29 protein-coding genes and 1 pseudogene are annotated in these 22,539 nt (G+C 55.1%); 21 read left to right on the plus strand and 9 right to left on the minus strand.

Annotation, left to right across the window (positions count from 1 at the left end; all coding sequences use genetic code 11):
• Positions 1 to 13 precede the first annotated feature (13 nt).
• From COMA1_RS08390 to ychF, 4 genes are all read left to right on the plus strand, one after another.
• The gene (locus tag COMA1_RS08390) at positions 14 to 955 is read left to right on the plus strand and encodes a ribose-phosphate diphosphokinase (RefSeq protein ID WP_090746524.1); all 942 of its coding nucleotides are present in this window, start codon (positions 14 to 16) and stop codon (positions 953 to 955) included.
• A gap of 51 nt (positions 956 to 1,006) precedes the next feature.
• The gene (locus COMA1_RS08395; RefSeq protein ID WP_090746527.1) at positions 1,007 to 1,792 is read left to right on the plus strand and encodes a 50S ribosomal protein L25; all 786 of its coding nucleotides are present in this window, start codon (positions 1,007 to 1,009) and stop codon (positions 1,790 to 1,792) included.
• 2 nt (positions 1,793 to 1,794) lie between these two features.
• A complete protein-coding gene (gene pth, locus COMA1_RS08400) occupies positions 1,795 to 2,385 on the plus strand; it encodes an aminoacyl-tRNA hydrolase (RefSeq protein WP_090746530.1) in 591 nt (196 codons plus the stop codon).
• A gap of 137 nt (positions 2,386 to 2,522) precedes the next feature.
• Positions 2,523 to 3,614, plus strand: a complete 1,092-nt coding sequence (gene ychF, locus COMA1_RS08405) for a redox-regulated ATPase YchF (protein ID WP_090746532.1) — start codon at positions 2,523 to 2,525, stop codon at positions 3,612 to 3,614.
• Positions 3,615 to 3,697: 83 nt separating this feature from the next.
• Here the strand turns inward: ychF and tmpT are convergent, their stop codons facing one another.
• The 6 genes and pseudogenes from tmpT to COMA1_RS08435 all read right to left on the minus strand — a co-directional run bounded on the left by tmpT (position 3,698) and on the right by COMA1_RS08435 (position 6,981).
• Positions 3,698 to 4,342 (minus strand): thiopurine S-methyltransferase, encoded by a 645-nt coding sequence (gene tmpT / locus COMA1_RS08410; RefSeq protein WP_090746535.1) that lies wholly within the window; start codon positions 4,340 to 4,342, stop codon positions 3,698 to 3,700.
• Positions 4,343 to 4,481: 139 nt separating this feature from the next.
• A complete protein-coding gene (locus COMA1_RS08415) occupies positions 4,482 to 4,937 on the minus strand; it encodes a putative toxin-antitoxin system toxin component, PIN family (RefSeq protein WP_090746538.1) in 456 nt (151 codons plus the stop codon).
• A complete protein-coding gene (locus COMA1_RS08420) occupies positions 4,927 to 5,178 on the minus strand; it encodes a type II toxin-antitoxin system Phd/YefM family antitoxin (protein WP_090746541.1) in 252 nt (83 codons plus the stop codon). Before COMA1_RS08420 ends, COMA1_RS08415 begins: the two co-directional genes overlap by 11 nt.
• A gap of 443 nt (positions 5,179 to 5,621) precedes the next feature.
• Positions 5,622 to 5,735, minus strand: a pseudogene (locus COMA1_RS22150) (thiopurine S-methyltransferase); the annotation flags it as partial.
• 262 nt (positions 5,736 to 5,997) lie between these two features.
• Positions 5,998 to 6,702, minus strand: a complete 705-nt coding sequence (locus COMA1_RS08430; protein ID WP_090746543.1) for an IS3 family transposase — start codon at positions 6,700 to 6,702, stop codon at positions 5,998 to 6,000.
• Positions 6,703 to 6,714: 12 nt separating this feature from the next.
• Positions 6,715 to 6,981: a DUF1153 domain-containing protein gene (locus COMA1_RS08435; RefSeq protein WP_090746546.1), complete on the minus strand. Its 267-nt coding sequence runs from the start codon at positions 6,979 to 6,981 to the stop codon at positions 6,715 to 6,717.
• A gap of 270 nt (positions 6,982 to 7,251) precedes the next feature.
• On the opposite strand from COMA1_RS08435, the gene rpsF reads away from it, so the two are divergent.
• The 14 genes from rpsF to COMA1_RS08510 all read left to right on the plus strand — a co-directional run bounded on the left by rpsF (position 7,252) and on the right by COMA1_RS08510 (position 16,827).
• The gene (rpsF, locus tag COMA1_RS08440; RefSeq protein ID WP_090746549.1) at positions 7,252 to 7,599 is read left to right on the plus strand and encodes a 30S ribosomal protein S6; all 348 of its coding nucleotides are present in this window, start codon (positions 7,252 to 7,254) and stop codon (positions 7,597 to 7,599) included.
• Positions 7,586 to 7,984, plus strand: coding sequence for a single-stranded DNA-binding protein (locus COMA1_RS08445; protein WP_090746553.1), 399 nt, complete (start codon positions 7,586 to 7,588; stop codon positions 7,982 to 7,984). Before rpsF ends, COMA1_RS08445 begins: the two co-directional genes overlap by 14 nt.
• A gap of 24 nt (positions 7,985 to 8,008) precedes the next feature.
• A complete protein-coding gene (rpsR, locus tag COMA1_RS08450) occupies positions 8,009 to 8,266 on the plus strand; it encodes a 30S ribosomal protein S18 (RefSeq protein ID WP_090746559.1) in 258 nt (85 codons plus the stop codon).
• 62 nt (positions 8,267 to 8,328) lie between these two features.
• Positions 8,329 to 8,922, plus strand: coding sequence for a YceD family protein (locus COMA1_RS08455; RefSeq protein ID WP_090746563.1), 594 nt, complete (start codon positions 8,329 to 8,331; stop codon positions 8,920 to 8,922).
• Between the two features lie 36 nt (positions 8,923 to 8,958).
• Positions 8,959 to 9,144 carry a 50S ribosomal protein L32 gene (gene rpmF, locus COMA1_RS08460; RefSeq protein ID WP_086418096.1) on the plus strand — a complete coding sequence of 62 codons (186 nt, stop codon included), beginning with the start codon at positions 8,959 to 8,961 and terminating at the stop codon, positions 9,142 to 9,144.
• A gap of 227 nt (positions 9,145 to 9,371) precedes the next feature.
• Positions 9,372 to 10,391 (plus strand): phosphate acyltransferase PlsX, encoded by a 1,020-nt coding sequence (gene plsX, locus COMA1_RS08465; RefSeq protein WP_090746566.1) that lies wholly within the window; start codon positions 9,372 to 9,374, stop codon positions 10,389 to 10,391.
• Positions 10,388 to 11,362, plus strand: a complete 975-nt coding sequence (locus COMA1_RS08470) for a beta-ketoacyl-ACP synthase III (RefSeq protein ID WP_090746569.1) — start codon at positions 10,388 to 10,390, stop codon at positions 11,360 to 11,362. Before plsX ends, COMA1_RS08470 begins: the two co-directional genes overlap by 4 nt.
• Positions 11,363 to 11,482: 120 nt before the next feature.
• Complete coding sequence (gene fabD, locus COMA1_RS08475; RefSeq protein WP_090746573.1) at positions 11,483 to 12,418, plus strand: ACP S-malonyltransferase; 936 nt, start codon at positions 11,483 to 11,485, stop codon at positions 12,416 to 12,418.
• 76 nt (positions 12,419 to 12,494) lie between these two features.
• The gene (gene fabG, locus COMA1_RS08480; RefSeq protein ID WP_090746576.1) at positions 12,495 to 13,238 is read left to right on the plus strand and encodes a 3-oxoacyl-[acyl-carrier-protein] reductase; all 744 of its coding nucleotides are present in this window, start codon (positions 12,495 to 12,497) and stop codon (positions 13,236 to 13,238) included.
• A 90-nt stretch (positions 13,239 to 13,328) separates the two neighbouring features.
• The gene (gene acpP, locus COMA1_RS08485; RefSeq protein ID WP_090746578.1) at positions 13,329 to 13,562 is read left to right on the plus strand and encodes an acyl carrier protein; all 234 of its coding nucleotides are present in this window, start codon (positions 13,329 to 13,331) and stop codon (positions 13,560 to 13,562) included.
• A 2-nt stretch (positions 13,563 to 13,564) separates the two neighbouring features.
• Complete coding sequence (fabF, locus tag COMA1_RS08490) at positions 13,565 to 14,827, plus strand: beta-ketoacyl-ACP synthase II (RefSeq protein WP_090746581.1); 1,263 nt, start codon at positions 13,565 to 13,567, stop codon at positions 14,825 to 14,827.
• 13 nt (positions 14,828 to 14,840) lie between these two features.
• Positions 14,841 to 15,548 (plus strand): ribonuclease III, encoded by a 708-nt coding sequence (rnc, locus tag COMA1_RS08495; protein ID WP_090746584.1) that lies wholly within the window; start codon positions 14,841 to 14,843, stop codon positions 15,546 to 15,548.
• A 101-nt stretch (positions 15,549 to 15,649) separates the two neighbouring features.
• Positions 15,650 to 16,228, plus strand: a complete 579-nt coding sequence (locus COMA1_RS08500) for a peptidylprolyl isomerase (RefSeq protein WP_407921315.1) — start codon at positions 15,650 to 15,652, stop codon at positions 16,226 to 16,228.
• A 209-nt stretch (positions 16,229 to 16,437) separates the two neighbouring features.
• Positions 16,438 to 16,827 carry a PilZ domain-containing protein gene (locus tag COMA1_RS08510; RefSeq protein WP_090746591.1) on the plus strand — a complete coding sequence of 130 codons (390 nt, stop codon included), beginning with the start codon at positions 16,438 to 16,440 and terminating at the stop codon, positions 16,825 to 16,827.
• 373 nt (positions 16,828 to 17,200) lie between these two features.
• On the opposite strand, the gene COMA1_RS08515 is transcribed toward COMA1_RS08510, so the two are convergent.
• Both COMA1_RS08515 and COMA1_RS08520 read right to left on the minus strand, forming a co-directional pair.
• The gene (locus tag COMA1_RS08515; protein WP_090746594.1) at positions 17,201 to 17,899 is read right to left on the minus strand and encodes a hypothetical protein; all 699 of its coding nucleotides are present in this window, start codon (positions 17,897 to 17,899) and stop codon (positions 17,201 to 17,203) included.
• A complete protein-coding gene (locus COMA1_RS08520) occupies positions 17,896 to 18,879 on the minus strand; it encodes an NHL repeat-containing protein (protein WP_090746597.1) in 984 nt (327 codons plus the stop codon). Before COMA1_RS08520 ends, COMA1_RS08515 begins: the two co-directional genes overlap by 4 nt.
• 200 nt (positions 18,880 to 19,079) lie before the next feature.
• On the opposite strand from COMA1_RS08520, the gene folD reads away from it, so the two are divergent.
• Genes folD through panB form a run of 3 tightly spaced genes read left to right on the plus strand, consistent with a single transcriptional unit; the run spans position 19,080 to position 21,626 of the window.
• Entirely contained in the window at positions 19,080 to 19,940 is an 861-nt protein-coding gene (folD, locus tag COMA1_RS08525; protein WP_090746600.1) for a bifunctional methylenetetrahydrofolate dehydrogenase/methenyltetrahydrofolate cyclohydrolase FolD, read from the plus strand.
• 10 nt (positions 19,941 to 19,950) lie between these two features.
• On the plus strand, positions 19,951 to 20,838 hold the full coding sequence (locus COMA1_RS08530; protein WP_090746602.1) for a methylenetetrahydrofolate reductase: 888 nt from the start codon (positions 19,951 to 19,953) through the stop codon (positions 20,836 to 20,838).
• Complete coding sequence (gene panB, locus COMA1_RS08535) at positions 20,838 to 21,626, plus strand: 3-methyl-2-oxobutanoate hydroxymethyltransferase (protein ID WP_090746605.1); 789 nt, start codon at positions 20,838 to 20,840, stop codon at positions 21,624 to 21,626. Before COMA1_RS08530 ends, panB begins: the two co-directional genes overlap by 1 nt.
• A 7-nt stretch (positions 21,627 to 21,633) precedes the next feature.
• On the opposite strand, the gene COMA1_RS08540 is transcribed toward panB, so the two are convergent.
• Positions 21,634 to 22,452 (minus strand): symmetrical bis(5'-nucleosyl)-tetraphosphatase, encoded by an 819-nt coding sequence (locus COMA1_RS08540; RefSeq protein ID WP_090746608.1) that lies wholly within the window; start codon positions 22,450 to 22,452, stop codon positions 21,634 to 21,636.
• Between the last annotated feature and the right edge of the window lie 87 nt (positions 22,453 to 22,539).

Below are 22,539 nucleotides of genomic sequence, written 5' to 3' on the forward strand. Positions count from 1 at the left end.
TTAGGAACGTTCGATGAACAGAGAATTGAAAATTTTCTCTGGCAACGCCAATCTTGCGCTTGCACATGAGATTTGCGCATACCTTGGGCAAAAGCTGGGTGAGGCGACGGTCTCTTCGTTCAGCGATGGTGAGATCCGTGTCAAGATCGACGAGAATGTTCGGGGTGCCGATGTCTTCGTCGTGCAGTCCTGCTGTCAGCCGGTCAACGACTCTTTAATGGAGTTGTTGATCATCATCGACGCGTTGAAACGTTCCTCCGCGAATCGCATCACGGCGGTGATCCCGTATTTTGGATATGCCCGTCAGGATCGGAAGGATCAACCCCGTGTTCCCATTACCGCCAAGTTGGTCGCGGACTTGATGACCACGGCCGGGGCGGATCGTGTACTTTCGATGGATCTTCATGCCGGGCAAATTCAGGGGTTCTTTAACGTGCCGGTCGATCACTTGTACGCACTTCCGGTCTTACTGGACTATATCATCAAAAAACAAATAGCCGACCTCGTCGTCGTTTCTCCAGATGCCGGTGGGGTGGAGCGAGCTCGGGCATTCGCCAAACGGATCCAGGCTAATCTGGCGATCATTGATAAACGCCGAGAAGGTCCCAATCAAGCTCAAATCATGAATATCATCGGAGATGTGCAGGGGAAGCGAGTCCTTCTCCTTGATGACATGATCGATACAGCGGGTACGATTGTTCAGGGAGCTCAGGCTTGTCTCGATCATGGCGCGCGAGAGGTGATGACCGCCTGCACCCATGCGGTCTTATCCGGGCCGGCGCTGGAACGATTACAGTCGTCGTGTCTTTCCCAAGTGGTGGTTACCAATTCCATTCCCTTGAGGGGGAAAGAGCTGATCTGTCCGAAGTTGCATCAATTGTCGGTGGCGCCCCTCTTAGGCGAGGCGATCAGGCGCATCCATGAAGATGAGTCGGTGAGTTCATTATTTGCCTAGCCCGGTCTGGGCGGGGCGTTGTGCTGGAAGCTGGGGAGACGGAGGAGAATCATGAAATTCGATTTGACAGTAGCGGTGAGAGAACAAGCGGGTAAGGGAGCGGCACGGTCGATGCGACGGGCAGGGAAAATTCCGGCGGTGTTGTACGGCCAGGGTGAATGTCTCTCGCTGATCGCCAACCCCGACGACTTGGTCAAGATTCTAAAGTCCCACGCGGGCAGCACCGCGCTGATTTCACTGACCGTCAACGGGGCCAAGTCCAAGCCGAGCCGTACCGCCCTTTTGCGAGACTATCAAGTGGATCCGATAACGGGAGCGGTGTTGCATGCTGATCTCTTTGAAATTTCGATGAGCAAACCGATTCGGGTCAAAGTGCCGGTCAAGGTCACCGGCAGTATTCCCGCTGGGGTGAAGGAAGGCGGTGTGTTGCACCACAACATGCGCGATATATACGTTGAATGTTTGCCCGCGGCATTGCCTGATCATATTGAAGTGGATGCGTCGGCCTTGACCATTGGGAGCGGTGTCCATGTCAAAGAAATTGGCGCGCGCGAGGGGATCCGTTTCCTCGATGAGCCTGAACAGATGGTAGTGAGTGTTGCGGCACCAATGTCGGATGCGAAGCTGGAGGCCTTGCTGACGGCTGGGGCTGGCCAAGCAGGAGAACCGGAAGTGGCGGCGAAAGGTAAGGAGGCTGGGGCTGAAGGTGCGGCAGGTGCCGCAGCGCCGGCCAAAGCCGGAGCAGCAGCGGCACCTGCTGGTGACGCGAAGGGTGGAGACAAGAAAGAGGCTGCCGCGCCCAAGGGTGAGAAGAAAGAAGCTGAAAAGAAGAAGTAACGTTGCGTCTGCTTGTTGGACTGGGCAATCCGGGAAAGGCCTATGCCCAGACCCGTCACAATGTCGGAATGTGGGCCATCGAGCGGGCTGCCGCTCGATGGTCGATCCGACTCTCACCGCGCGGTACGGCACAACGAGGTTCCGGGCGACTTGGACGAGAATTAATCGAGTTGGCCAGCCTCCTCGATTGGATGAACTGTTCCGGTCCTCCCGTGAAGGGTCTTCTAAGAGAGTATTCCCTCACTCCCAACGAGCTTATCGTCGTCCATGATGATCTCGATTTAGAGCCGGGTCGGCTGCGGATCAAACTTTCCGGAGGCTATGGGGGGCATAACGGGATCAAGTCCCTCATCGAAGCGCTGGGCACTCCACAATTTATCAGACTCAAGATCGGAGTCGGTCGGCCTGCCCCAGGCCAAGATTCGGCGGACTATGTGTTGGAACCGGTCACGAAAGACGAACTGGCTATCTTTGAGCCTTGTCTGGAGCAAGCCGTTGATGCGCTGGAATGTTTGATCCATCGTGGACCAGAGGTCGCGATGAATCAGTTCAATGTGAGAGAGCGAGTGGAGAAAGGGGAGCAGCCGGACTGACCTGTGCTCGCCCACCACGCACACAAGAATTGATCGAATGATGAAACTAAGAACGGTGCATCGGTGGATGCGCACAGTGAGGTCAACCCGGCTGCTCCCCTTGGTAATAGAGTCTGTAAAAAGATAAGGAAAGAACAATGGGTCTTTGTTGCGGCATGATCGGGCTTCCCAACGTCGGTAAGACGACGGTCTTCAACGCACTCACCGGTGGTGGGGCACTTGCGGCGAACTATCCGTTCGCCACGGTGGAGCCCAATACCGGGGTGGCGCTGGTGCCGGATCCTCGGCTCGTCAAATTGACGGAGATCTTTGCCTCGAAGAAAACCACCTACAGCACGCTGGAAGTGCGAGACATCGCCGGGTTGGTCGAAGGGGCCAGTAAAGGTGAAGGACTCGGGAATCAATTCCTGGGCCACATTCGCGAAGTGGACGCCTTACTGCATGTGGTTCGTTGCTTTCAGGGGACCGATGTGGTGCATGTCAGCGGTGGTGTTAATCCGCTTCGTGATATTGAGGTGATCGAGACCGAACTGATGCTCTCCGATCTGGAAACGCTCGATCGGCGAAAGCAGAAGACCGAAAAGAAGGTCCGGGCGGGCGATAAGAAGGCTGCTTTTGAAGTGGAGTTTCTCACTAAGCTCATCGGCATGCTCGACAAAGGGGAGTGGCTGGGTAATCGAGAATACCCAGCGGAGGAACGGGTGATCCTCATGGAATGTCAGCTTCTTTCTGCCAAGCCAGTGCTGTTTGTCGCCAACGTTTCGGAAGGAAAGAATGCCGACGAAGCCATGGTCCAGACGGTGAGAGACTTTGCCGCCAAGCGAGGGGCTAGAGTTGTCACGATCTGCGGGCAACTGGAAGCTGAGCTCTCATCATTACCTGAAAGCGAACGGACGGACTTCCTGAGTGAAATGGGACTGACGGAATCCGGGCTTGTCCGGCTGACGCGTGAAGCCTATAGCTTGCTGGATCTGGTGACGTTTTTCACCGCCGGCGATACCGAATCCCGCGCCTGGCCGATTCCTAGAAACACCAAAGCTCCGCAAGCGGCCGGCAAGATCCACTCCGACATGGAGCGTGGCTTCATTCGTGCCGAGGTCTATCATTACGACGATTTGCTGGCCTGTGGATCAGAGGCCAAGGTGAAGGAGAAGGGGCTGTTTCGTCTTGAAGGCAAAGACTACGTCATTAAAGAAGCGGATATCGTCTACTTTAGGTTTAACGTATAATCCAGAATTGGAGTTTCTCTTTTCTCCTCAAAAGCCGCCACACCTGTGTGATATCTCTGTCTGAATTGAAGCCTAGCCACTTGCTAACCTTGCAGTTTTTCTAACTTCCAGACATGTTCCGTCGCCGGACACTTCCCCTTGAGCCCGCCAGGGACGTCGATACGGGCCAATGGTGTGAGGGCATAGCTATCACCATAATGGCGATGGAGCTCATCGGGAGTCACGGAAAACGGCGGCCCTGGCACGATGGTTTGGTCGTACTCATAACCGATGACGAGTTGAGATGCCAAGGCTGTGAGAGATTTGAGATACGCGGTGTATTGGACTCGCATGGTGTCTGGTAGTGCGACTAATGCAGCCCGGTCATAGACCGCATCGACGGGTCCGAGAGTTTCGCGGGACAGATCGAAGAGGTCACCCACGAAAATATCGATCTTCTCCCCGTGAAAGAGCTTGTGCTTCCCAACTTCTGAGATGGCCGGTTCCATTCTCAGCTCGGTAAAGAGCTGGGTCACAGCTAGTTCACTCAGTTCCGCCCCGGCCACTGCATAGCCCTGGGATAAGAGCCAACCGAGGTCGAGTGACTTCCCGCAGAGCGGCACGAACACACGGCCAGCATGCGGTATGTGCAGGGAAGGAAAATGTGTGGTTAGCAGCGGGTTAACGGCGCGCTCATGCCACCCGGTCTGGTTCGTCTGCCAGCGATTGTGCCAAAAAATTGCATCCATGAAATAATTCCGTGTGGGATAATCTGCCAGTTGCGAGCGCCATCCTAAAGGGCGGAGGTAAGGAGAGGCAAGACGAGAAGAAAACACGATTTCTGCTAGGACATTCCCTCAGGCTGAGGCCAAGGCTTCAATGGAATCTTTACTCAAGTTCCTCGGACGCACGGGGGGTGTCATCAGTATCGTGGGCCTCCCGCATGTAATCTCCTGGCTTCAGCACGGGAATGCCTCGAAAGGGATTGAGCATCAGCAGATCCTGGTCGCCGCTCAGAATCAGCGCCGCATCGCCGTTGACCGCGACCTCTAAAATCCGGTTGTCTGATTCGTCCCGGCATTCATGCACCGCCGTCACGATCGGCACCATCTCGGCCACCCGCAGCACGAGCTGCACGAATTCTTCCCGGTCTTCTAGGCAGAGATAGCGATCGAATTTCTTACGCGACAACACATCCGCCAGTTCATACAAGCTGTCCTCGGACAGTAAGATGAGGTCTTCGGTAATCGCCTTTCGCACCACTTGTCCTGGCACGGAGTCGCTCAGCAGGACGCCGCTGATCAGGGTGTTGGTATCCAGCACCAACCGCCGCCTAGCCTTCATCGGCCAGAATCTCGTGGAGCTTTTCCTCCGTCAGTCCCTGCGCCTTGGTTTTCTTGCTCACCCGATCTGAAAACCTCAGAAACTCTTTCCGGTTCATGGCACACACCCGCTCATACTCCTGAGCCGAGAGCAGGACGGCTACATTGCGCTTCTGGCGGCGGATCATCACGGGTTCACGCTGAGCGGCATCCAGGATCGCCGCCAGTCTCTGCTTCGCATCGCTTGCTGAGACATATCGCATGGTTATTACCTCATGCAGCAATTATATCCAGTTTAGACAATCTGGACAATAGTTGTGAATTACATATATACATCAATGGCTTTTATATTTTGAAGACTGTCGCTTATGGCAAAGAAAGAGATCAAAGTCGGTAGGAAGTCTTCCCACCCTGGAGCCCTCATCAGGGTGGATATCGTCGACGAGTTAGGATTGAGCGTGAGGTGAGAAGAGGTAAGACGAGCTGGAGAGGAGTCTAAGGAGATCGCCAGACGGAAAGAAATTCATCATGCGGTGGCTTTTGGCGCCTCAAGGGATGGTAGGTTACCAGACCTGCCTTGCTGTTGGGCCAGCCTCAGCCCGTGCAAAGTCAAGAATCGCCCCCGCTCTTTGATGCCAGAAAAGAGCGGAGGCACAGCCAGCTCACTGAGTTCTGCACCAGCGACCGCATAGCCTTGAGACAAGAGCTAACCCAGGTCGAGCGACTTGCAGCAGAGTGGAACGAACACACGGCCAGCATGCGGTATGTGCAGGGAGGGAAAATGTGTGGTCAGCAGCGGGTTGACGGCACGCTCGTGCCATCCTGTCTGGTTCGTCTACCAGCGATTGTGTCAAAAGCTTGACTCCATTTGTGTTCCTCAGGGGACCAATAGGTGGTCTTAGAGTCGTCCTAAGGGAAGAGGTGAAGGGAGGCAAGGCAAGATGAGGGGGGAGTCTGCAAGAGAATGGTTCTGGACGCCTTCTTGTAGTGCTCCCCTGAAATCAAGCCACCTGGGTTGATTCTTGGGCCCGGTATTGGATTGGGCTTCGATACCCCAGCGCCTGATGCGGTCGGTCCTCGTTTTACCACTGCATCCAAGCCCGAATGACCCGCCGCGCCTTCTCAAATGTCTGGAACGTGTGCTGCCAGGCACACTCCTCCTTGAGACTGCGAAAGAACCGTTCGATGATCCCATTCTGCTCCGGTGTGTTCGGTGTAATGAATTCTTGTTGTAGTCGATAGTCCCGACAGGCTTGCCGGAACCGACGACTCTGAAAGATGAAGCCATTGTCGCTGCGAAGGACTGGGGCCCCCACGGGACGAAGCGTCCCGAACCGCGCGAGGCAGGCGGCTTCGATCGCCCGCTCCGCCTCCTTCGCTCGACTGCGGATCGCAAACTCGTACCCGATCACTTCCCGATCATGACAGTCGATCACCGCCGCAAAATGCGCCCAGCCATCCTGTCCACACGGAATATGCGTCACATCCATCGCCCATCGTTCGTTGCTGCGATCTGCCCGACTCGTCCAGCCTTGCACGCGAGGGCATGGGGTACAGACGCGTTGATGTACGAACCACCCGTTCTGGTTCAGGACCCGGTAGACTGCCTTCCTATTGACCATGATGCCATCTCGGAATCGCAACTGCACCCACAACCGGCGATAGCCAAACGTCGGATGCTGCTGTATCCAATATCGCAGCCGCTCCAGCCAGGGAGGCTCTGCGGGGCTTCGGCGTCGCCCCGCTCCCGTGGCTCGGTGCAAGCCAGCTCGGTTGACACCGAGCACCTGAACATATCGTTATCGAGGACCAGATCCCCAAATCTTCTGCTTCAACTTCTTGATCTGCTCGTCCTTGACCGCGTCTTCGTCCTTTAGTCGAGTGCGGAGTGCATTCTCGGCGCCCAGCAGAAACTTCTCCCGCCAAGCCTCCACCTCCGCTACAGTCAAGCCATATTTCCGAGCTGCCTCGGCCACGGAGGTCTCCCCCTTCAGGAGACTGACGACCAATGCCACCCGTCGTGTGGCTGTCCATCGTTCAATTGGATCTGCCGCTTCTGATGCCATTGCCACCTCACGGTCCACTCAGGACCATGTCGTAGGGGTGGTCTCAATTTCAAGGGGAGCAGTATAGAAGCTCGTATGAAGTCGGCAATCAGATCGTGGAAGCACGTCTTTGCTCTCAGTCGAGGGTCCCATCGATGGAGGAGATGGGCTCTGCGATTCATTGACAGTGTAAGAACCCCTATGGTACCGTCCTCCGTTCATTGTGCCAGATAGGCACCCTACACCTCGCTCCCGACTGGTTCGGGGGCCATTGTCCAGGAGGATTACTGCATGGAGCTCTACGAGTCTCTGTTTATTATTCGTCCGTCCCTTTCCGATGAGGACACCAAAACACTCATCGACAAGATGAAAGCGGTTGCCGACAAAACCGGCGCGCAATTCATCAAAGCCGAAAACTTAGGGAAGAAAAAACTCGCCTACGAAGTGCGTCGGGAGCGAAAGGGGACCTACGGCTATTTTTACTTTAAGGCACCGAATAATACCGTCGGTGAGCTGGAACGGGCCTATCGCTTGGAAGACGATATCATCAAGTTTCTGACGGTTCATCATGAGAAGCCATTAGTGGAGCGGCGTCCAGTGGAAGCTGCATCGCAGGAGTCAGACGGTGGCCGGATTTAACAAAGTCATCTTACTCGGAAACCTCACTCGGAATCCCGAGCTTCGGTATACGCCGAGCGGGACGCCGGTGGCCAGTTTTGGCTTGGCGGTCAGTCGCCGCTTTAAACAAGGCGACGATTTGAAGGAAGAAGTGTGTTTTGTCGATATTGTGGTCTTTGGTAAACAAGCCGAACATTGCGGGCAGTATCTCAGCAAGGGGAACGGCGTGATTGTCGAGGGTCGGTTGCAACAGCGCCGATGGGAAACCGAAGATGGGCAAAAGCGCAGCAAGCATGAAGTGGTGGCCCAGACCGTGACGTTTATGCCCAAGCGTCAAGATGGTGGCGCCGGCGCCGAACCTCCGATGCATGATGAACCCGGCTATGAGACAGGCGACGAAGGTTAATGACAGGCATATGAGGAGGCAGTGATGGATCGAGGTGAAAATGAACGTGGGGGTGGTGGGGGTGGACGGCTGTTCCAACGGAGACGTCCCTGCCGGTTTTGTCTGGAGAAAGCACCGATCGACTTTAAGGATGCCGGACTACTTCGGAATTTCTTGACGGAGCGAGGACGCATTGTTCCACGTCGGATTTCCGGCAATTGCATGCGGCATCAACGTGAGCTAACGGTGGCCGTCAAGCGGGCTCGGCATATCGCCATCATCAGCTTTGCTGAGGAGCGATAACGAACGTGATCGGTGAGATCGATGCCCTGGGATGGAGCGGTGGTATATCGTCGAGGGGACTCATGGGCGTCTTAACGCCGAAAATCGCGGACATCACGGATGAGGGCTTTTCGCTGTCCGGAGACCTGACGGGGGACGAGTTGGGTCTGACGGACGCGGATGTATCCATTCGCGGAACGATGTCGGTCGGATTGGAGCTTCGTCCAATCGAACGGAGCATCTATGTGACCGGCGTGGTGGAAGGGACCGCAGGTCGGCAATGTGTCCGCTGCCTGAAAGAGTTTGATGAGCCGGTGGCCTTTTCCTTACGCGTCGTCTATGAGCGAGAGGTGAAATCCACGGGGGCTACCGGGAAACGGGACGGAGCGCGAAAGAAAAAAGCAGTGGTATCGCCTACGGCCGAGGAGGAAGAGCCGAACGACGATCTCTATTACTTTACGGGTGATCATTTGGATTTGGCGCCGATGTTACGAGAACAGATAATCTTGGCGTCCCCAATGCACTCGTTGTGTACGAACGACTGTCTTGGTCTCTGTACCCGCTGTGGGCACGATTTGAATGGAGGGCCCTGTCGTTGCGGTGACGTACCGGTAGGAGGCCCATTTGATGTGTTGCGTACGATGAAAGAGAAGCTGAGGGACGTCGGACAGCGCTGAGTCGCAGTCCGAATCGAGGGGGAAGAAGGAGTTACCATGCCGAATCCGAAACATAAACACTCACGGGCCAGACGCGATAAGCGTCGTACCCAAAAACTGCGAATGACCCCACCGGGGATGGCTGTGTGCCCACAGTGCCATGAGTTAAAGCTTCCGCATTACACCTGTTTGAATTGCGGGACCTATAAGGGCAAAGCCGTCATTCAAGTCGAAGAAGCCTAAGCCGACTGTCAATCGATGGTTGACGCCCCACAGCGGCAGGTGTTCAGGGGTCTCTTCGTATCTGATGGAATGGCCATTCGGGCTGTGCCAGCCTGGTATACGTGGAGGCCGGTAACATGTTCAAGCTGGTCTGTGGCAAGAAGGGTTCAGCGCGTCAGATCTGATCCCAGGGGGCGACACGTGGGTAGCCTGTCTTTCCGACACCATCCGTGAATACCACAAGCCGCATGAAGATCGCGCTCGACGCGGTGGGGGGAGATCATGGCCCGGCACCTTGTGTCGAGGGTGCGCTCCAGGCTGTGAAAGAGTGCGACGTCGAGGTTATTCTTGTCGGCGACGAAGCCATCCTGAAACAAGAGTGCGAGCGTCAATCCGTTCATGACCCTCGCCTGTCCATCAAGCACGCCTCTCAGGTCGTTGAGATGCACGAGTCGCCTGCCGCAGTGGCTCGAAAGAAACGGGATTCGTCGATTTGGGTTGCGACGGAGTTAGTCAAGAGCGGCGAAGCCGGGGCTGTGGTAAGCCCTGGGAATACGGGGGCAAGCATGGTGGCCTCGTTCTTTGTCTTAGGGCTGATCAAGGGGGTTGAACGACCGGCGATCGCCACAAGTCTTCCGACGTTGACAGGAGAGGCCATCATGCTCGATGTCGGAGCGAATGTAGACTGCTCCGCCAACCATCTCGAACAATTCGCCTTGATGGGGAACGAATACGGCAAGCATCTGCTCAGCAAACCGAATCCTCGTGTGGGATTACTCAGCATCGGCGAAGAAGATAGTAAGGGGAATGAGGTCACGAAGGAAACGTTTAAGTTGCTCAAGTCGAGCTCGATGAATTTCGTGGGGAATGTCGAGGGGCGCGATGTCTATAGCGGGATCGCGGATGTTGTCGTCTGCGATGGGTTTATCGGAAATGTCGCGTTGAAGATTTCCGAAGGCGTTGCCGAGATGATCAAGCGGCTGCTCCTGAAGGAAATTTCAGGACACTTCTTCGGTCGACTCGCGTATCCCCTCATTGCGGGCCCACTGGCAAATCTCAAGCGGAAAATAGACTATGCTGAATTCGGTGGGGCCCCGCTGCTGGGTGTGAATGGGGTGACGATGATCTGTCATGGTCGGTCGTCGGCGAAGGCCATCAAAAATGCGATCCGACGGGCCAAGGGGATGGCCGAGGGCGGCGTGCGAGAGCTCATTCAGCGAGACATTGAGGAAAGTCATTCCCGTCCGGCCATGGAATCAGGGCGATGAAGGCTTGTATTTCTGGCACCGGCTCGTATACGCCTGCCAAGATTCTGACGAATGCGGATCTTGAACAGATGGTGGCCACGTCCGACGAATGGATTCGCGAGCGAACCGGCATCCGCGAGCGGCGTCTTGCAGCGACAGGAGAGGCCTGCTCGGACCTTGCAGTTCAGGCCGGGAAGCGGGCCTTGGCGTCGGCAGGTCTGACGGCTGCCGATCTCGACATGATTTTGGTAGCCACATGTACGGGGGATTACCCGCTTCCAGCTACAGCCTGTCTTGTTCAGCATCAACTTGGGGCGATGAAGGCCGCGGCGTGCGATCTTTCGGCTGCGTGCTGTGGGTTTGTCTATGCGCTTTCTGTCGCGGATGCCTATGTGAAGAGTGGGATGCGGCACGTGCTGGTGATCGGAGCTGAAGTCATGTCCGCGATCACGGACTGGACCGACCGGAACACCTGCGTGTTGTTTGGGGATGGAGCTGGAGCGGTTGTGGTCAGTGCGAGTGATGGGGAGCGAGGAATCCTCTCCACACATCTTCGTTCTGACGGAACACTGTGCGACCTGATCATGGTGCCGGGTGGTGGCTCCCGTATGCCCGCTTCTGAAAAGATGGTTGAAGAGCGCCTCCAGTACATCAAGATGAAGGGCAATGAAACGTTCAAGGTTGCGGTCCGAACGCTGGAAGAAATTGCTCGGACGACGTTGTCTGCCAATAATCTTCGAGTGGAGGATATCGATCTCTATGTGCCGCACCAGGCGAATATACGAATTCTCAAGGCGGTGATTGAACGGTTGGGCCTTCCGATCGAGAAGGTGCTCCTGAACGTGGATCGGTATGGAAACACATCGGCGGCCTCCATCCCCATCGCGCTTGATGAAGCGGTTCGTGAGGGGCGTGTGAAGGCTGGTTCCTTGGTGATGCTGGGTGCCTTTGGAGCGGGCCTCACGTGGGCGTCAGCCGTCATTAGGTGGTAGGTGTGGATCTGTCCGGAGTCAAGAGAAGTATTGAGTTGACTCCTCCTGGATACGGACGAGCGGCTTGTAAAAACTTTTCCCGTTGACTTTGCACGGGATTTCTAAGATATCTAACGCCCCATGACGCAAAAAATCGGTCTCGTGTTCCCTGGACAGGGGTCTCAATCAGTCGGGATGGGAAAGGCACTCTATGATGCCCACCCCTCCTTGAAAGCAGTGTACGATGAGGCTTCCTCGGTTCTAGGATATGACGTGGCGGAGTTGTGCTTTACTGGACCGGCAGAACGGCTTAATCTGACCGAATTCACTCAGCCAGCCTTGCTTGTCAGTAGCATCGCTGCCTGGAAACTCTTTGAGCCGGTTGGGATCAAGCCCATTGCAGCCGCGGGGCATAGTTTGGGCGAATACTCCGCGTTGGTTGCGGTCGGTGGGGTTACCTTTCCTGATGCCGTTGGTTTGGTTCAGAAACGTGGCCGGTACATGTCCGAGGCCGTTGCTCCTGGAACCGGCCTTGTCGCGGCACTCTTAGGATTAACCGCTGAAGTTGTTAAAGAGGTCTGTCATGCTGCCTCATCAGTCGGCGTGGTAGCGGCCGCAAATTTCAACTCACCTGGGCAGATCGTGATTGCCGGTGAGAAGGCGGCGGTGGAGCGAGCGATCGCGTTGGCGAAGGAGCAAGGCTGTAAAAAGGCTATTCCGTTGCCTGTCAGTGTGCCGGTGCATACGCCCTTGATGCAACAAGCTGCTGATCGGTTAGCCAAGGACCTCGGTGCGGTGCGATGGTCGGATCTCCGTGCACCACTCGTGAATAACGCAGAGGCGAAGGCGATCAGTCGTGCAGGGGAGATTCAGGCATCATTGATTCGCCAGCTGCCTTCTTCTGTCTTGTGGGAAGATACGGTGCAGGCCATGGGCAACATGGGAGTGACGACCTTTGTTGAAGTTGGCCCTGGCACAGTGTTGACCGGTTTGATCAAGCGAATTTTGCCTGGCGTGACTTTATTGAACGTCAACGATCCGAAATCCTTAGATGCGACACTCAAGGCGCTGAGCTGAGAGGAGATTGTCCCGAGGGAAAACTAAGTCACGAACCGCTTTGTCGTCTGTTAACGCGTTATTGGAAAGGTCTGCGATGTCACTACAAGGGAGAACCGCTATTGTAACCGGTGCCGCTCAGGGTATCGGTCGTGCGATTGCCGAAGCGTTGGCTCAAGCGGGGGCGGACATAGCCGTCGCCGATCTCGACCCCAGCCGTTCCGCGGAAACTGTGGCTGCGGTAGAGAAAATTGGGAGAAAGGCGTTGAACCTCAAAGTCAACGTGGCTGATACCGGTGAAACCAAGTCGATGGTCGAGCAAGTCCTCAAAGCTTGGGGAAAGGTCGACATCCTGGTCAACAATGCCGGGATTACTCGGGACGGTTTATTGTTGCGGATGAAAGAAGAGGATTGGAACCTGGTCCTTCAGATTAATTTGAACGGCACCTTTAACTGTACAAAGGCAGTCTTGCAGCCGATGACGAAGCAGCGGTATGGTCGTATCGTCAACATTGCCTCGATTGTTGGGGTGATTGGGAATGCAGGGCAGGCAAACTATTCGGCGTCGAAGGCAGCCGTCATCGGCTTTACGAAGACAGTGGGGCGGGAATATGCCAGCCGCAATGTGACGGTGAATGCGGTGGCGCCGGGTTTCATCGATACGGCGATGACCCATGGGCTTTCCACTGATGTCAAGGACACCTTACTCAAGCAGATTCCACTGGGTCGCTTGGGGACGCCAGCTGACATTGCCGCAGCTGTGCGTTTCTTGGTCTCCGAGGAGGCCGCCTACATCACGGGTCATGTGTTGCACGTAAACGGCGGTATGTTGATGGTATAAAGACAGCGAGTCTCATGAGCGAATGGCCGTCACAGATCCCCGTGTGGCGGTGCAGGTGAGCGTATACCGGGGAAGGAGGTAGTCAGATCGATGGCCACTGTAGAAGAACGAGTGAAGAAAATTATTGCCGAGCAGCTGGGCGTAGAGGAAGCCGAGGTTACACCGGAGGCCTCTTTCGTTGAAGACTTGGGAGCGGATTCGCTCGATACGGTCGAGCTGGTGATGGCACTTGAAGAAGAATTTTCGATCGAAATCCCCGATGAGGATGCCGAGAAAATTCTGACGGTCGGAAAAGCGCTGGACTACATTAAAGAAAAGTCTTGAACATGGGCGCAGGCGAATCAGATCGGCCAACTCGGCGTGTCGTTGTCACCGGTCTTGGTCTGGTGACTCCGTTGGGTACTGGGGTCGAAAAGACGTGGAATGCCATTTGTGCTGGCGAGTCGGGTATCGCCAGGATCACGCGATTTGATCCGACCGGCTATGATGCCCAAATTGCAGGCGAGGTGAAGGACTTCGATCCGGCTCGGTTCATCGAAAAAAAAGAGATCAAGAAGATGGATACGTTCATCCACTACGCTGTCGGTGCAGCGCAGTTGGCCGTGGACGATGCAGGATTAAAGGTCTCGCCGGAAGAGGCCACACGAGTCGGGGTGTATATCGGTTCCGGGATCGGCGGTCTCGGGTCGATCGAACATTATCATGATGTGCTCATGGCCAAAGGGCCTGGCCGGGTCTCACCATTTTTTATCCCGATGACGATTATCAACCTCGCCTCCGGGCAAGTGGCGATTCGGATCGGAGCCAAAGGACCCAATTCCTGTGCCGTGACGGCTTGCGCCACGGGCAATCATTGCATTGGAGATGCCTACCGCTTGATACAACGAGGTGAGGCCGATGTCATGGTGGCCGGTGGTGCCGAAGCGGCGGTCACTCCGTTGGGTGTTGCAGGATTCGCAGCCGCAAAGGCATTGTCCTTCAGGAATGATGAACCGACCAAGGCGAGCCGTCCCTTCGACAAGGATCGTGATGGATTCGTATTGGGCGAAGGAGCAGGGGTTGTCGTAATCGAAGAATCTGAGCATGCCATCCGGCGTGGGGTGAGAATATACGGGGAGATCATTGGGTACGGGATGAATAGCGATGCGTACCACATTACGGCTCCACCAGAAGAGGGCGAAGGGGCTGTGCGGTGTATGGAACTTGCCCTAAAGGATGCAGGAATATCCCGCGATCAGATCGGCTATATCAATGCGCACGGGACATCGACGATGGCCGATGCGATTGAGACTCGCGCCATCAAACAAGTATTCGGTGAGCAGGCCTATCGTATTCCCGTTAGCTCAACCAAGTCCATGACGGGGCATTTGCTCGGTGCGGCCGGTGGAATCGAAGCGGTCTTCAGCATCCTGGCGTTGTTCCATGGGATGCTCCCGCCCACGATTAATCTGAATGCTCCTGATCCAGCCTGTGACTTAGACTATATTCCCAACAAGGCTCGGTCAGCTGCGATTCAGGTGGCCTTGTCTAATTCGTTCGGATTTGGAGGAGTGAACGCCTGTTTGATTTTCAAGCGACTGGACACGTAATACGCATGTCTCAATGATGCCTGCCTCTTCTGCCGACTCCTCACGTGCCTTCTTGAAATATCGATTCACGGATGACAATCTTTTGGAAGAGGCGCTCACGCATAAGTCGTATGTGAATGAGCGTCGGGAGCCTGGTCGCACACACAATGAACGCCTTGAGTTTTTGGGAGATGCTGTTTTATCGCTGATTGTCAGTGATTATCTGGCGAGACGATATCCCGAATTGAGCGAAGGAGCGCTCTCCAAACTCAAAGCACAGCTGGTGAGCGAGATGCCCTTGGCGAATGCCGCTCGACGGCTGGATCTTGGGCGTTATCTGAGGCTTGGTCGAGGAGAGGAACGGTCCAAAGGAAGAGATAAAACGTCATTATTGGCTGACGCGCTGGAGGCCGTTATTGCCGCGGTTTATCTGGATGGAGGATTTGAGATCAGCCGTGATTTTACGGTCGATATTCTCGCCGATGAGCTGCACCAACTTGATGCCGTCCATGAACAACCCGGCGGTGATGATTACAAAACGCGCTTTCAGGAATGGTGTCAAAAGCGATATGAGGTGTTGCCGCAGTACCTGGTGGTGCGCGAAACTGGACCGGACCATCAGAAGACCTTTGAGGTGGAAGTGCAAGTGAATCAGAAAGTGGTAGGGGTTGGACGGGGAAATAGTAAGAAAGAAGCGGAACAGGAGGCCGCGCAGCACGCGCTGGGGAAGAGGGAGCATTGAGATAGCATTTCGTTGGAAATCGGAACTGCTACAATGTCGGGCCATGGTGATTGGAAGAGTATGGGAGGACGGTGATGTTGAAGCAAACTAGATGGCGGATACTGGCGGGGGGACTGATCGGTCTGATGTTGTTGGTCTCAGGAATCGGGTTGCTGCCTGCAGCGGACAACACGCCCAATTCAAAGACGGATGCTCCGAAGAGTGCACGGGCCATTATTAAGACAAAATTCGGCGACCTCGAAATCAAGTTCTATCCGGATGTGGCGCCCAAGCATGTGGAGAATTTTATCCAGTTGGCCAAAGCGGGTTTCTACAATGGGACAATTTTTCATCGCGTGATTCCAGGATTCATGATCCAAGGCGGAGATCCGAATACAAAGGATTCTCTCAAAAAAGACACCTATGGCCAGGGTGGTCCCGGTCATACGGTGAAAGCCGAGTTCAGTGACATCCCGCATAAGCGTGGCATCCTCTCGATGGCTCGGGCCGCGGATCCGGACTCTGCGGGGTCTCAGTTTTTCATCGTGGTAGAGGATTCTCGATTTCTTGATCGTAAATACTCGGTGTTTGGAGAAGTGACGAAAGGTATTGGTGTGGCTGATAAGATCGTGAATATGCCACGTGACGAACGTGATAATCCACGGGAACGTGTAGAAATGACCGTGACCATTGTGGAGTAGTATTACGGCTGCTCGTGAGTCTCATCGCGGGTGTTCTGGCCCTTGTGCGTGACGGTGCAGCCTTTTAGGGCTTCCGTATACGTAAGCCTGTCACGTGTGCCTGCCTGAGGTTTCCACCTTCCGAGGGGGGAGCTTTTGTAGGATTCCCCCCAACCTAGTTCGAACGTATCCTCAACCCTGGTTGTTCGAATCATCAAACGAGGGGGAGGATGTCATCCATCGTGACGCGCCGGATGTATCGTCGGCTTGAGGCTGAGTACCCCTGCTGTTATCTGATGCCCCATTGTGTGAGACTCGCTGCTATGCGGGATATTTCACTCAATGGGTTTCGGGTGCGGTGTCTTTCTGCCCCTCTTGCACAAACAATCATACGGGTTCAACTCTGGTTGCCTGACCAAAAAGATGGTCTCGAGATTGATCAAGCGGTCGTGCGATGGACAGAACCGTACGAATTTGGGGTTCAGATCGTCTCGCTCTCGAACGATGCGGATCGTCGGTTGGCAGGGCACATCGAACAACTCTTGCACCGGCAAGCCTCGGGTGGCTCCGCTGAAGATGCGCGAGGACAGGCGAGCGCGTTGCTGAAGCACAGGGCCTAACCCCGAACGGTTGCTATCCCATCTCTAACGTAATGTACTGCATCCGACACAACCTGATGTTCCCAATCCCTCCACAGGGTACAGTGAAGAAGGGGGATTCTTTGGTTCGGTGCATTGTCGGCGAACCTGGCGCACTGCCGAACAGATTGTCCAAGACATTCCTAGCCGGCATTATTCATGATGCTTCGTGACGAAACCGCCAAGACGCCACGTGAGGTGGGCACGCGGAGCACTGAGAGACCAAGGCATATTTGAATAGTATGTCGAGGCCGGGACGGGCGAGCCTGCCAGCCTGGCCACAGGAAACTCGCGGTCAGGCTAGTCGGCGCAGTATATCGGCGGTGACAGTAGATGCGCTCATGACTACTGCAGGCTAGTGTTGATGGTGGCAGCCGGGACCGTGGGTGTGTTCGTCAGGGCGTGGAGCAGGCATGAACGATTGTCCCGGAAGAAAGATGTGTCCAGGTTCGTGCTTCTTCTTCAGGTGTTCCGCAATCTCAGGGTGGTGTGTTTTCACGTAGCCAACTAGCCCTCCAAGAAATCGGCTGGACTGAAAGTCCTTACCCGAAAACGTCGAGACGAACCTGTCGATTCGATCCAAGACTGCTGGCGCGTCTGATACATCGGCGATCTGTTCAGGGTTCTTCTTTTTGAAGCTTTCGTATTCCTTTCGGAGGTGTTCTGCAAATACCGGCATGGGAGCAGATGGTATATGGAGGGGGCTGAGTGTGCGCCGGAGGGCCTGAAGCGCCGTGATCACTTCGGCATCTTGTCCGTCACGCCGTCCTTCAAAATAACTAAACGTAATGACTTCAATCAAATTAAAGAGGGCAACGGCCTTCTGACCCCCTGATTCGTCGAGTTCTCGATAGAACTCTCGGCGGACCGGTAAGAACTGCTCACTGAGCCGTTTCTGTTGGTAATCGCTTCCGGTATCGAGATAGCTGCAATCAGCGGGGCAGGAGATTCGAGCGATACGATGTTCGCCGCAGCAGAGGCTGCAGATCGAACTGCTTAGCGCGGGACATGGGCGCTTCCCTTTGCGGTCATGACAATACGCACAGGCATTCATTTCGTTGGCCCTTCTGGGGTTGTCTTTGGAGGGGGAGGAATGAACCCATAGTCGGCGAGGGTACGCTTCTCACCTTTGGATTTAGCTGATGACGGAGTTTCCAGCCCATTCATTTCAGCCGCGTGGACATAGTAATAGGGAACCAAGATGAGATTGTTCGTACGATCGATACCGATGTCGGCTGGAGCAAGGAGATACTCTGCGATGACTTGGAATCGGTGGTCTCTGGTCATTCGCCAAATCTTCCCTTTGGTGAGATCTGACACGTACATATTGCCCCACTGATCAAAATCAACGCCGCTCAGGTTTTGGAACCGACTGGTGAAAAATCCGTTCGCCTCCAGTTCGGTCAACTGTCCGTCAGGGGTGATTTCCAGAATTTTCCCTTTGTCCCAGCTCACGGCAATGAGGTGGTGGGTTGTGGGGTGGACGGCGAGCCCTGCAGGGCCTGCGAGTCGGTCGTCGTGGATCAAGAGGTCGACCCGATAATTGTCCGATGGAGTGATGCGGTAGATGGAGTTGGCGTTCTGATCGGATACGTAGAGCAGACCGGTAGGTGAAGACGTCACATCGGTCAAGGAGACCGGTGATCGGGACGGCGGCGAACAGGAGACAGTGATCAGGAGCTTGCCGGTGGTCTTGTCGAAACCCTTCAGTTGATCCAGATCGGCAACGTAGAGGATGGATCCGACTAGGGCCATGCCCTTGGGGGCGTGCAGAGCGATGTCGGCCACACCGCCTTGAATAAACTTGAGGCTGATAATCTTCCCTTCGGTATTCAGTTTTGTAATGAAACCGTTATTATCACGAGCCTCAGGTTCTCCATTGATATTTGAGATAAAATATTCTTTCCCTGAGGGATCTCCGATAAAGCTATTGGGGGTCTCCAACCCGGTGATTTGCGCTGCCTCACTGGGGAGGGAAAGCCCTACCAGCAGTGCTGCAACGAGGATGGGTTGTTGAGAGGAAGATAAGGGCAACGGAGGGGTATCCCAGGATTAGACTTGTGGTCATCGTAACGAAGGGGTAACGAGGCTGTCAAGAAACGACAATGAGGGATATCGTGGATGGAACGTGCTCCTGCCCGCCCACGCATCATCGTCCGGCGTTGACTTGCATAAAATTCCCCTGCTAAGTTGCCAGAAAATTTACTGACTTACCTGCGAGAGGGAGGAAGATCGTGGCCGCACAATTGATTGATGGCAAAGCGTTGGCGCAACAGGTCCGTGATCGGTTGGCACAAGAATCGGCAGAGCTGTTGGCGAAAAAGAGTGTCGTGCCTGGTCTTGCCACCATCTTGGTGGGCGATGATCCTGCGTCACATGTCTACGTGAAGAACAAACAAAAGGCCTGTGAAATGGCCGGCATCTATGTTGACGACCACAAGCTCCCAGCCTCTACGAGTCAGGCCGACTTGTTGGCGCTTATCGAAAAAAAGAATACGGATCCCAAGATTCATGGCATCCTGGTTCAGCTACCCTTGCCCAAACATATCGACAGCAAAGTGGTTCTCGAAGCTGTTTCTCCGTTGAAGGATGCAGATGGGTTTCATCCCTACAACTTCGGTCGACTGGTAGAGGGACATCCCGTGTTTGAAGCTTGTACACCCAAGGGTGTGATTAAGATGATTGAGTCTGCAGGGGTGACCATTGAGGGAAAACGGGCGGTTGTCGTCGGACGGAGCAACATTGTGGGGAAGCCGCTGGCGCTGATGTTGCTGCAGCGGAACGCGACCGTCACTATTTGTCATTCAAAAACGAAGGATCTCCCAGCGGTCTGCCGCGAAGCCGACTTGTTGCTCGTCGCGATCGGGAAAGCGAAGTTTGTGACGGCGGACATGGTGCGCGAAGGAGCAGTGGTCATCGATGTGGGCACGAACAAGACGCCGGAGGGAAAGCTGTGCGGCGATGTGGATTTTGAGCCAGTGAAGCAAAAGGCTGGCTGGATCAGTCCCGTACCTGGGGGTGTGGGTCCCATGACAATTGCCATGTTGTTGGAGAATACGGTCGAGTCCGCGAAACGATCCGCAGGACTGAAATGAGAGGGCGAGCATGAGCCGAGAGCCGCAGCGTTTGATCGATGTCCTGAATCGCGGGACCTTCGCCGTCACCGTTGAGTATAACCCTCCCAAAGGGACGAATATCTCCGCAGTCCTCGAGAATGCCAAACAGCTGGTGGGGCGTGTCCACGGCGTGAATATTACCGACAACACCGCCGCAGTCGTTCGAGCCGGCTCGCTTCCAGTCTGTCGCTTACTGTATGAGTTGGGACATGATCCTGTGATGCAACTGACCTGTCGTGACCGCAATCGGATTGCCATGCAATCGGATCTGATGGGCGCCCACATGCTGGGGATCAGAAACATTTTGTGCCTCACGGGCGATTATCCCACGGTGGGAGACCACAAAGAAGCCAAGCCGGTCTATGACCTTGATTCGGTCCAAGTCATGCAGCTGGTGCAAGGCCTGAATAATGGTAAAGATATGATGGGTAACAAGCTGGACGGGTCCACGGCGTTCACCATCGGGGCAGCCGTCACACCGGAGGCCGATCTCGTCGGGCCGGTATTGGCAAAATTTGAAGTGAAAGTGAAAGCCGGTGCCCAGTTTTTCCAGACCCAAGCGGTCTATAACCCTGATGTCTTTGCCAGCTTTATGAAACAGGTTCAGCCATTCAAGGTGAAGGTGCTGGCGGGAATTCTCGTCTTGCGGAATCACAAGATGGCCGAATTCATGAATGCCAATATCCCAGGCATGTCCGTGCCGCAAGAGATGATTGATGAACTCAAGGCCGCCGGTGATCGGTCTGAAGATGTCGGGGTCGATATTGCGGTGCGATCAATCAAGGCGGTTCGCCCCCATTGTGATGGAGTCCACCTCATGGCGATCAAGGCCACGCATCGATTGGCTGAGATCATCACCAAGGCAGAACTGGGCTGATGACGATCCTCGAAGTCCAGCAGTATAAACGAGAACGTAAGAAGCTCGTCGTCGTCACGGCCTACGATGCGTTGTTTGCAGGCATCGTCGAGCAAGCGGGTATCCGGGTCATCTTAGTTGGAGATTCCCTCGGTGTGGTCGTGCAGGGAAAGGCCAATACGCTTTCTGTGACGATGGAGGACATGCTCTACCACACCAAACTAGTGGCGGGCGCTGCGCCACGCGCTCTGGTCATCGGTGATATGCCGTTTATGTCCTATCAAGTCAGCACCGAAGAAGCGGTGCGTAACGCAGGCCGATTGCTCCAAGCCGGCGCCGCCGCGGTCAAGCTCGAAGGCGGCGCCGTCATGGCTGATCGGGTCAAAGCGATAACCAGTCTGGGGATTCCCGTCGTGGGCCATCTGGGCATGACGCCCCAATCCGTTCATTCGCTCGGTGGGTATAAAGTCCAAGGGAAGGTGGAGGATCAAGCCGCCAAGTTGCTGGACGATGCAAGAGCGCTTGAAGCGGCTGGAGCATTTGCTCTTGTGTTGGAGGCGATCCCGGCTGAGCTTGCCAGAAGGGTCACTCAGGCGCTGTCGATCTCCACCATCGGGATTGGGGCTGGGCCGCATTGTGACGGCCAAGTTCTTGTGCTCTACGATCTCCTCGGTCTCTTCGATACCTTCGTCCCAAAATTCGTGAAGACCTACGCGCATCTGAAAACGGACGCGCTCCAAGCCTTGAGCCGGTACAAAGAAGAAGTCGAGCAGGGGAGATTTCCGAGCGACTCGGAGAGCTATCATTGACCGGTAGTTAGTCTCGGCCGGTTACCGCAGTGCATGGCACCTGGAAAAAGCTCTGGTCTTCCAGGCATACGGCAGTGAGCTCCCTTCCCCACACGCAACCACTATCGATCGAGAGAAGATGGTCTTCGCGGTGAAGCCCTAAGGCAGCCCAGTGACCGCAGACAATCGTTGTGTCGAGATGCTTCCGGTTCTCGATCGTAAACCAAGGAAAGTATCCAGAGGGGATATGGTCTGGAGATCCGTTATATGCCGACTCCATACGACCATCAGGTGAACAGGCTCGGAGTCGTGTCAAGACCTTGATGATGGTCGCGAGGCGGGTCAGGCCAGTCAAGCCTGACGACCATTGAAGGTGTTTGCTGGGATACAAGGCTTTGAGAATATCTCGGTAGAAAGGGCCCTGTAAGCCGGTCTCAACCTCACGCGCCAGTTTCTCCGCGTCATCGACTGTCCATTGCGGGAGCAAACCCGCATGGACCATCGTAAAAGAGCCTTCGCGATAGAGCAGGTGCTGGTGCCGTAGCCATGTGAGGAGCTCGTCGCGATCGGGTGCGTCAAGGATGGGTTGCAGGGTGTCCTCGGGGCGAAGCCTGACAATATTCTCGGCCACAGACAAAAGGAATAGGTCATGGTTGCCCAAGACGGCAACCGCTCTCTCTCCAAGTTGTTTGATCAAGCGGAGGACACTCAGTGAATCGGGGCCACGGTTGACCAGATCGCCGACAAACCAGAGGCGATCCCTGGAAGAATCAAATCGAATGTGCTGGAGGAGACGTTGCAAGGGCTCGTAACAACCCTGCACATCACCGATCGCGTAGGTGGCCATGAGTCGTCCTGAGGGTACCGCGGCGTGTCTGACGGTGCAAGCACTTTGCTGCGGAATTCTGGTCGTTTTCAGTCGTGAAGCTTCACG

This window comes from Candidatus Nitrospira nitrosa (genome assembly GCF_001458735.1).
Lineage (GTDB): Bacteria > Nitrospirota > Nitrospiria > Nitrospirales > Nitrospiraceae > Nitrospira_D > Nitrospira_D nitrosa.

What these genes read in the sequence shown, in the direction of transcription:
- COMA1_RS08390 (WP_090746524.1), top strand. Translation starts at nt 14, where the DNA reads ATGAACAGAGAATTGAAAATTTTCTCTGGCAACGCCAATCTTGCGCTT.
- COMA1_RS08395 (WP_090746527.1), top strand. Translation starts at nt 1,007, where the DNA reads ATGAAATTCGATTTGACAGTAGCGGTGAGAGAACAAGCGGGTAAGGGA.
- ychF (WP_090746532.1), top strand. Translation starts at nt 2,523, where the DNA reads ATGGGTCTTTGTTGCGGCATGATCGGGCTTCCCAACGTCGGTAAGACG.
- tmpT (WP_090746535.1), bottom strand. Translation starts at nt 4,342, where the DNA reads ATGGATGCAATTTTTTGGCACAATCGCTGGCAGACGAACCAGACCGGG.
- COMA1_RS08415 (WP_090746538.1), bottom strand. Translation starts at nt 4,937, where the DNA reads ATGAAGGCTAGGCGGCGGTTGGTGCTGGATACCAACACCCTGATCAGC.
- COMA1_RS08420 (WP_090746541.1), bottom strand. Translation starts at nt 5,178, where the DNA reads ATGCGATATGTCTCAGCAAGCGATGCGAAGCAGAGACTGGCGGCGATC.
- COMA1_RS08435 (WP_090746546.1), bottom strand. Translation starts at nt 6,981, where the DNA reads ATGGCATCAGAAGCGGCAGATCCAATTGAACGATGGACAGCCACACGA.
- rpsF (WP_090746549.1), top strand. Translation starts at nt 7,252, where the DNA reads ATGGAGCTCTACGAGTCTCTGTTTATTATTCGTCCGTCCCTTTCCGAT.
- rpsR (WP_090746559.1), top strand. Translation starts at nt 8,009, where the DNA reads ATGGATCGAGGTGAAAATGAACGTGGGGGTGGTGGGGGTGGACGGCTG.
- COMA1_RS08455 (WP_090746563.1), top strand. Translation starts at nt 8,329, where the DNA reads ATGGGCGTCTTAACGCCGAAAATCGCGGACATCACGGATGAGGGCTTT.
- rpmF (WP_086418096.1), top strand. Translation starts at nt 8,959, where the DNA reads ATGCCGAATCCGAAACATAAACACTCACGGGCCAGACGCGATAAGCGT.
- plsX (WP_090746566.1), top strand. Translation starts at nt 9,372, where the DNA reads ATGAAGATCGCGCTCGACGCGGTGGGGGGAGATCATGGCCCGGCACCT.
- COMA1_RS08470 (WP_090746569.1), top strand. Translation starts at nt 10,388, where the DNA reads ATGAAGGCTTGTATTTCTGGCACCGGCTCGTATACGCCTGCCAAGATT.
- fabD (WP_090746573.1), top strand. Translation starts at nt 11,483, where the DNA reads ATGACGCAAAAAATCGGTCTCGTGTTCCCTGGACAGGGGTCTCAATCA.
- fabG (WP_090746576.1), top strand. Translation starts at nt 12,495, where the DNA reads ATGTCACTACAAGGGAGAACCGCTATTGTAACCGGTGCCGCTCAGGGT.
- acpP (WP_090746578.1), top strand. Translation starts at nt 13,329, where the DNA reads ATGGCCACTGTAGAAGAACGAGTGAAGAAAATTATTGCCGAGCAGCTG.
- fabF (WP_090746581.1), top strand. Translation starts at nt 13,565, where the DNA reads ATGGGCGCAGGCGAATCAGATCGGCCAACTCGGCGTGTCGTTGTCACC.
- rnc (WP_090746584.1), top strand. Translation starts at nt 14,841, where the DNA reads ATGATGCCTGCCTCTTCTGCCGACTCCTCACGTGCCTTCTTGAAATAT.
- COMA1_RS08510 (WP_090746591.1), top strand. Translation starts at nt 16,438, where the DNA reads ATGTCATCCATCGTGACGCGCCGGATGTATCGTCGGCTTGAGGCTGAG.
- COMA1_RS08515 (WP_090746594.1), bottom strand. Translation starts at nt 17,899, where the DNA reads ATGAATGCCTGTGCGTATTGTCATGACCGCAAAGGGAAGCGCCCATGT.
- COMA1_RS08530 (WP_090746602.1), top strand. Translation starts at nt 19,951, where the DNA reads ATGAGCCGAGAGCCGCAGCGTTTGATCGATGTCCTGAATCGCGGGACC.
- panB (WP_090746605.1), top strand. Translation starts at nt 20,838, where the DNA reads ATGACGATCCTCGAAGTCCAGCAGTATAAACGAGAACGTAAGAAGCTC.
- COMA1_RS08540 (WP_090746608.1), bottom strand. Translation starts at nt 22,452, where the DNA reads ATGGCCACCTACGCGATCGGTGATGTGCAGGGTTGTTACGAGCCCTTG.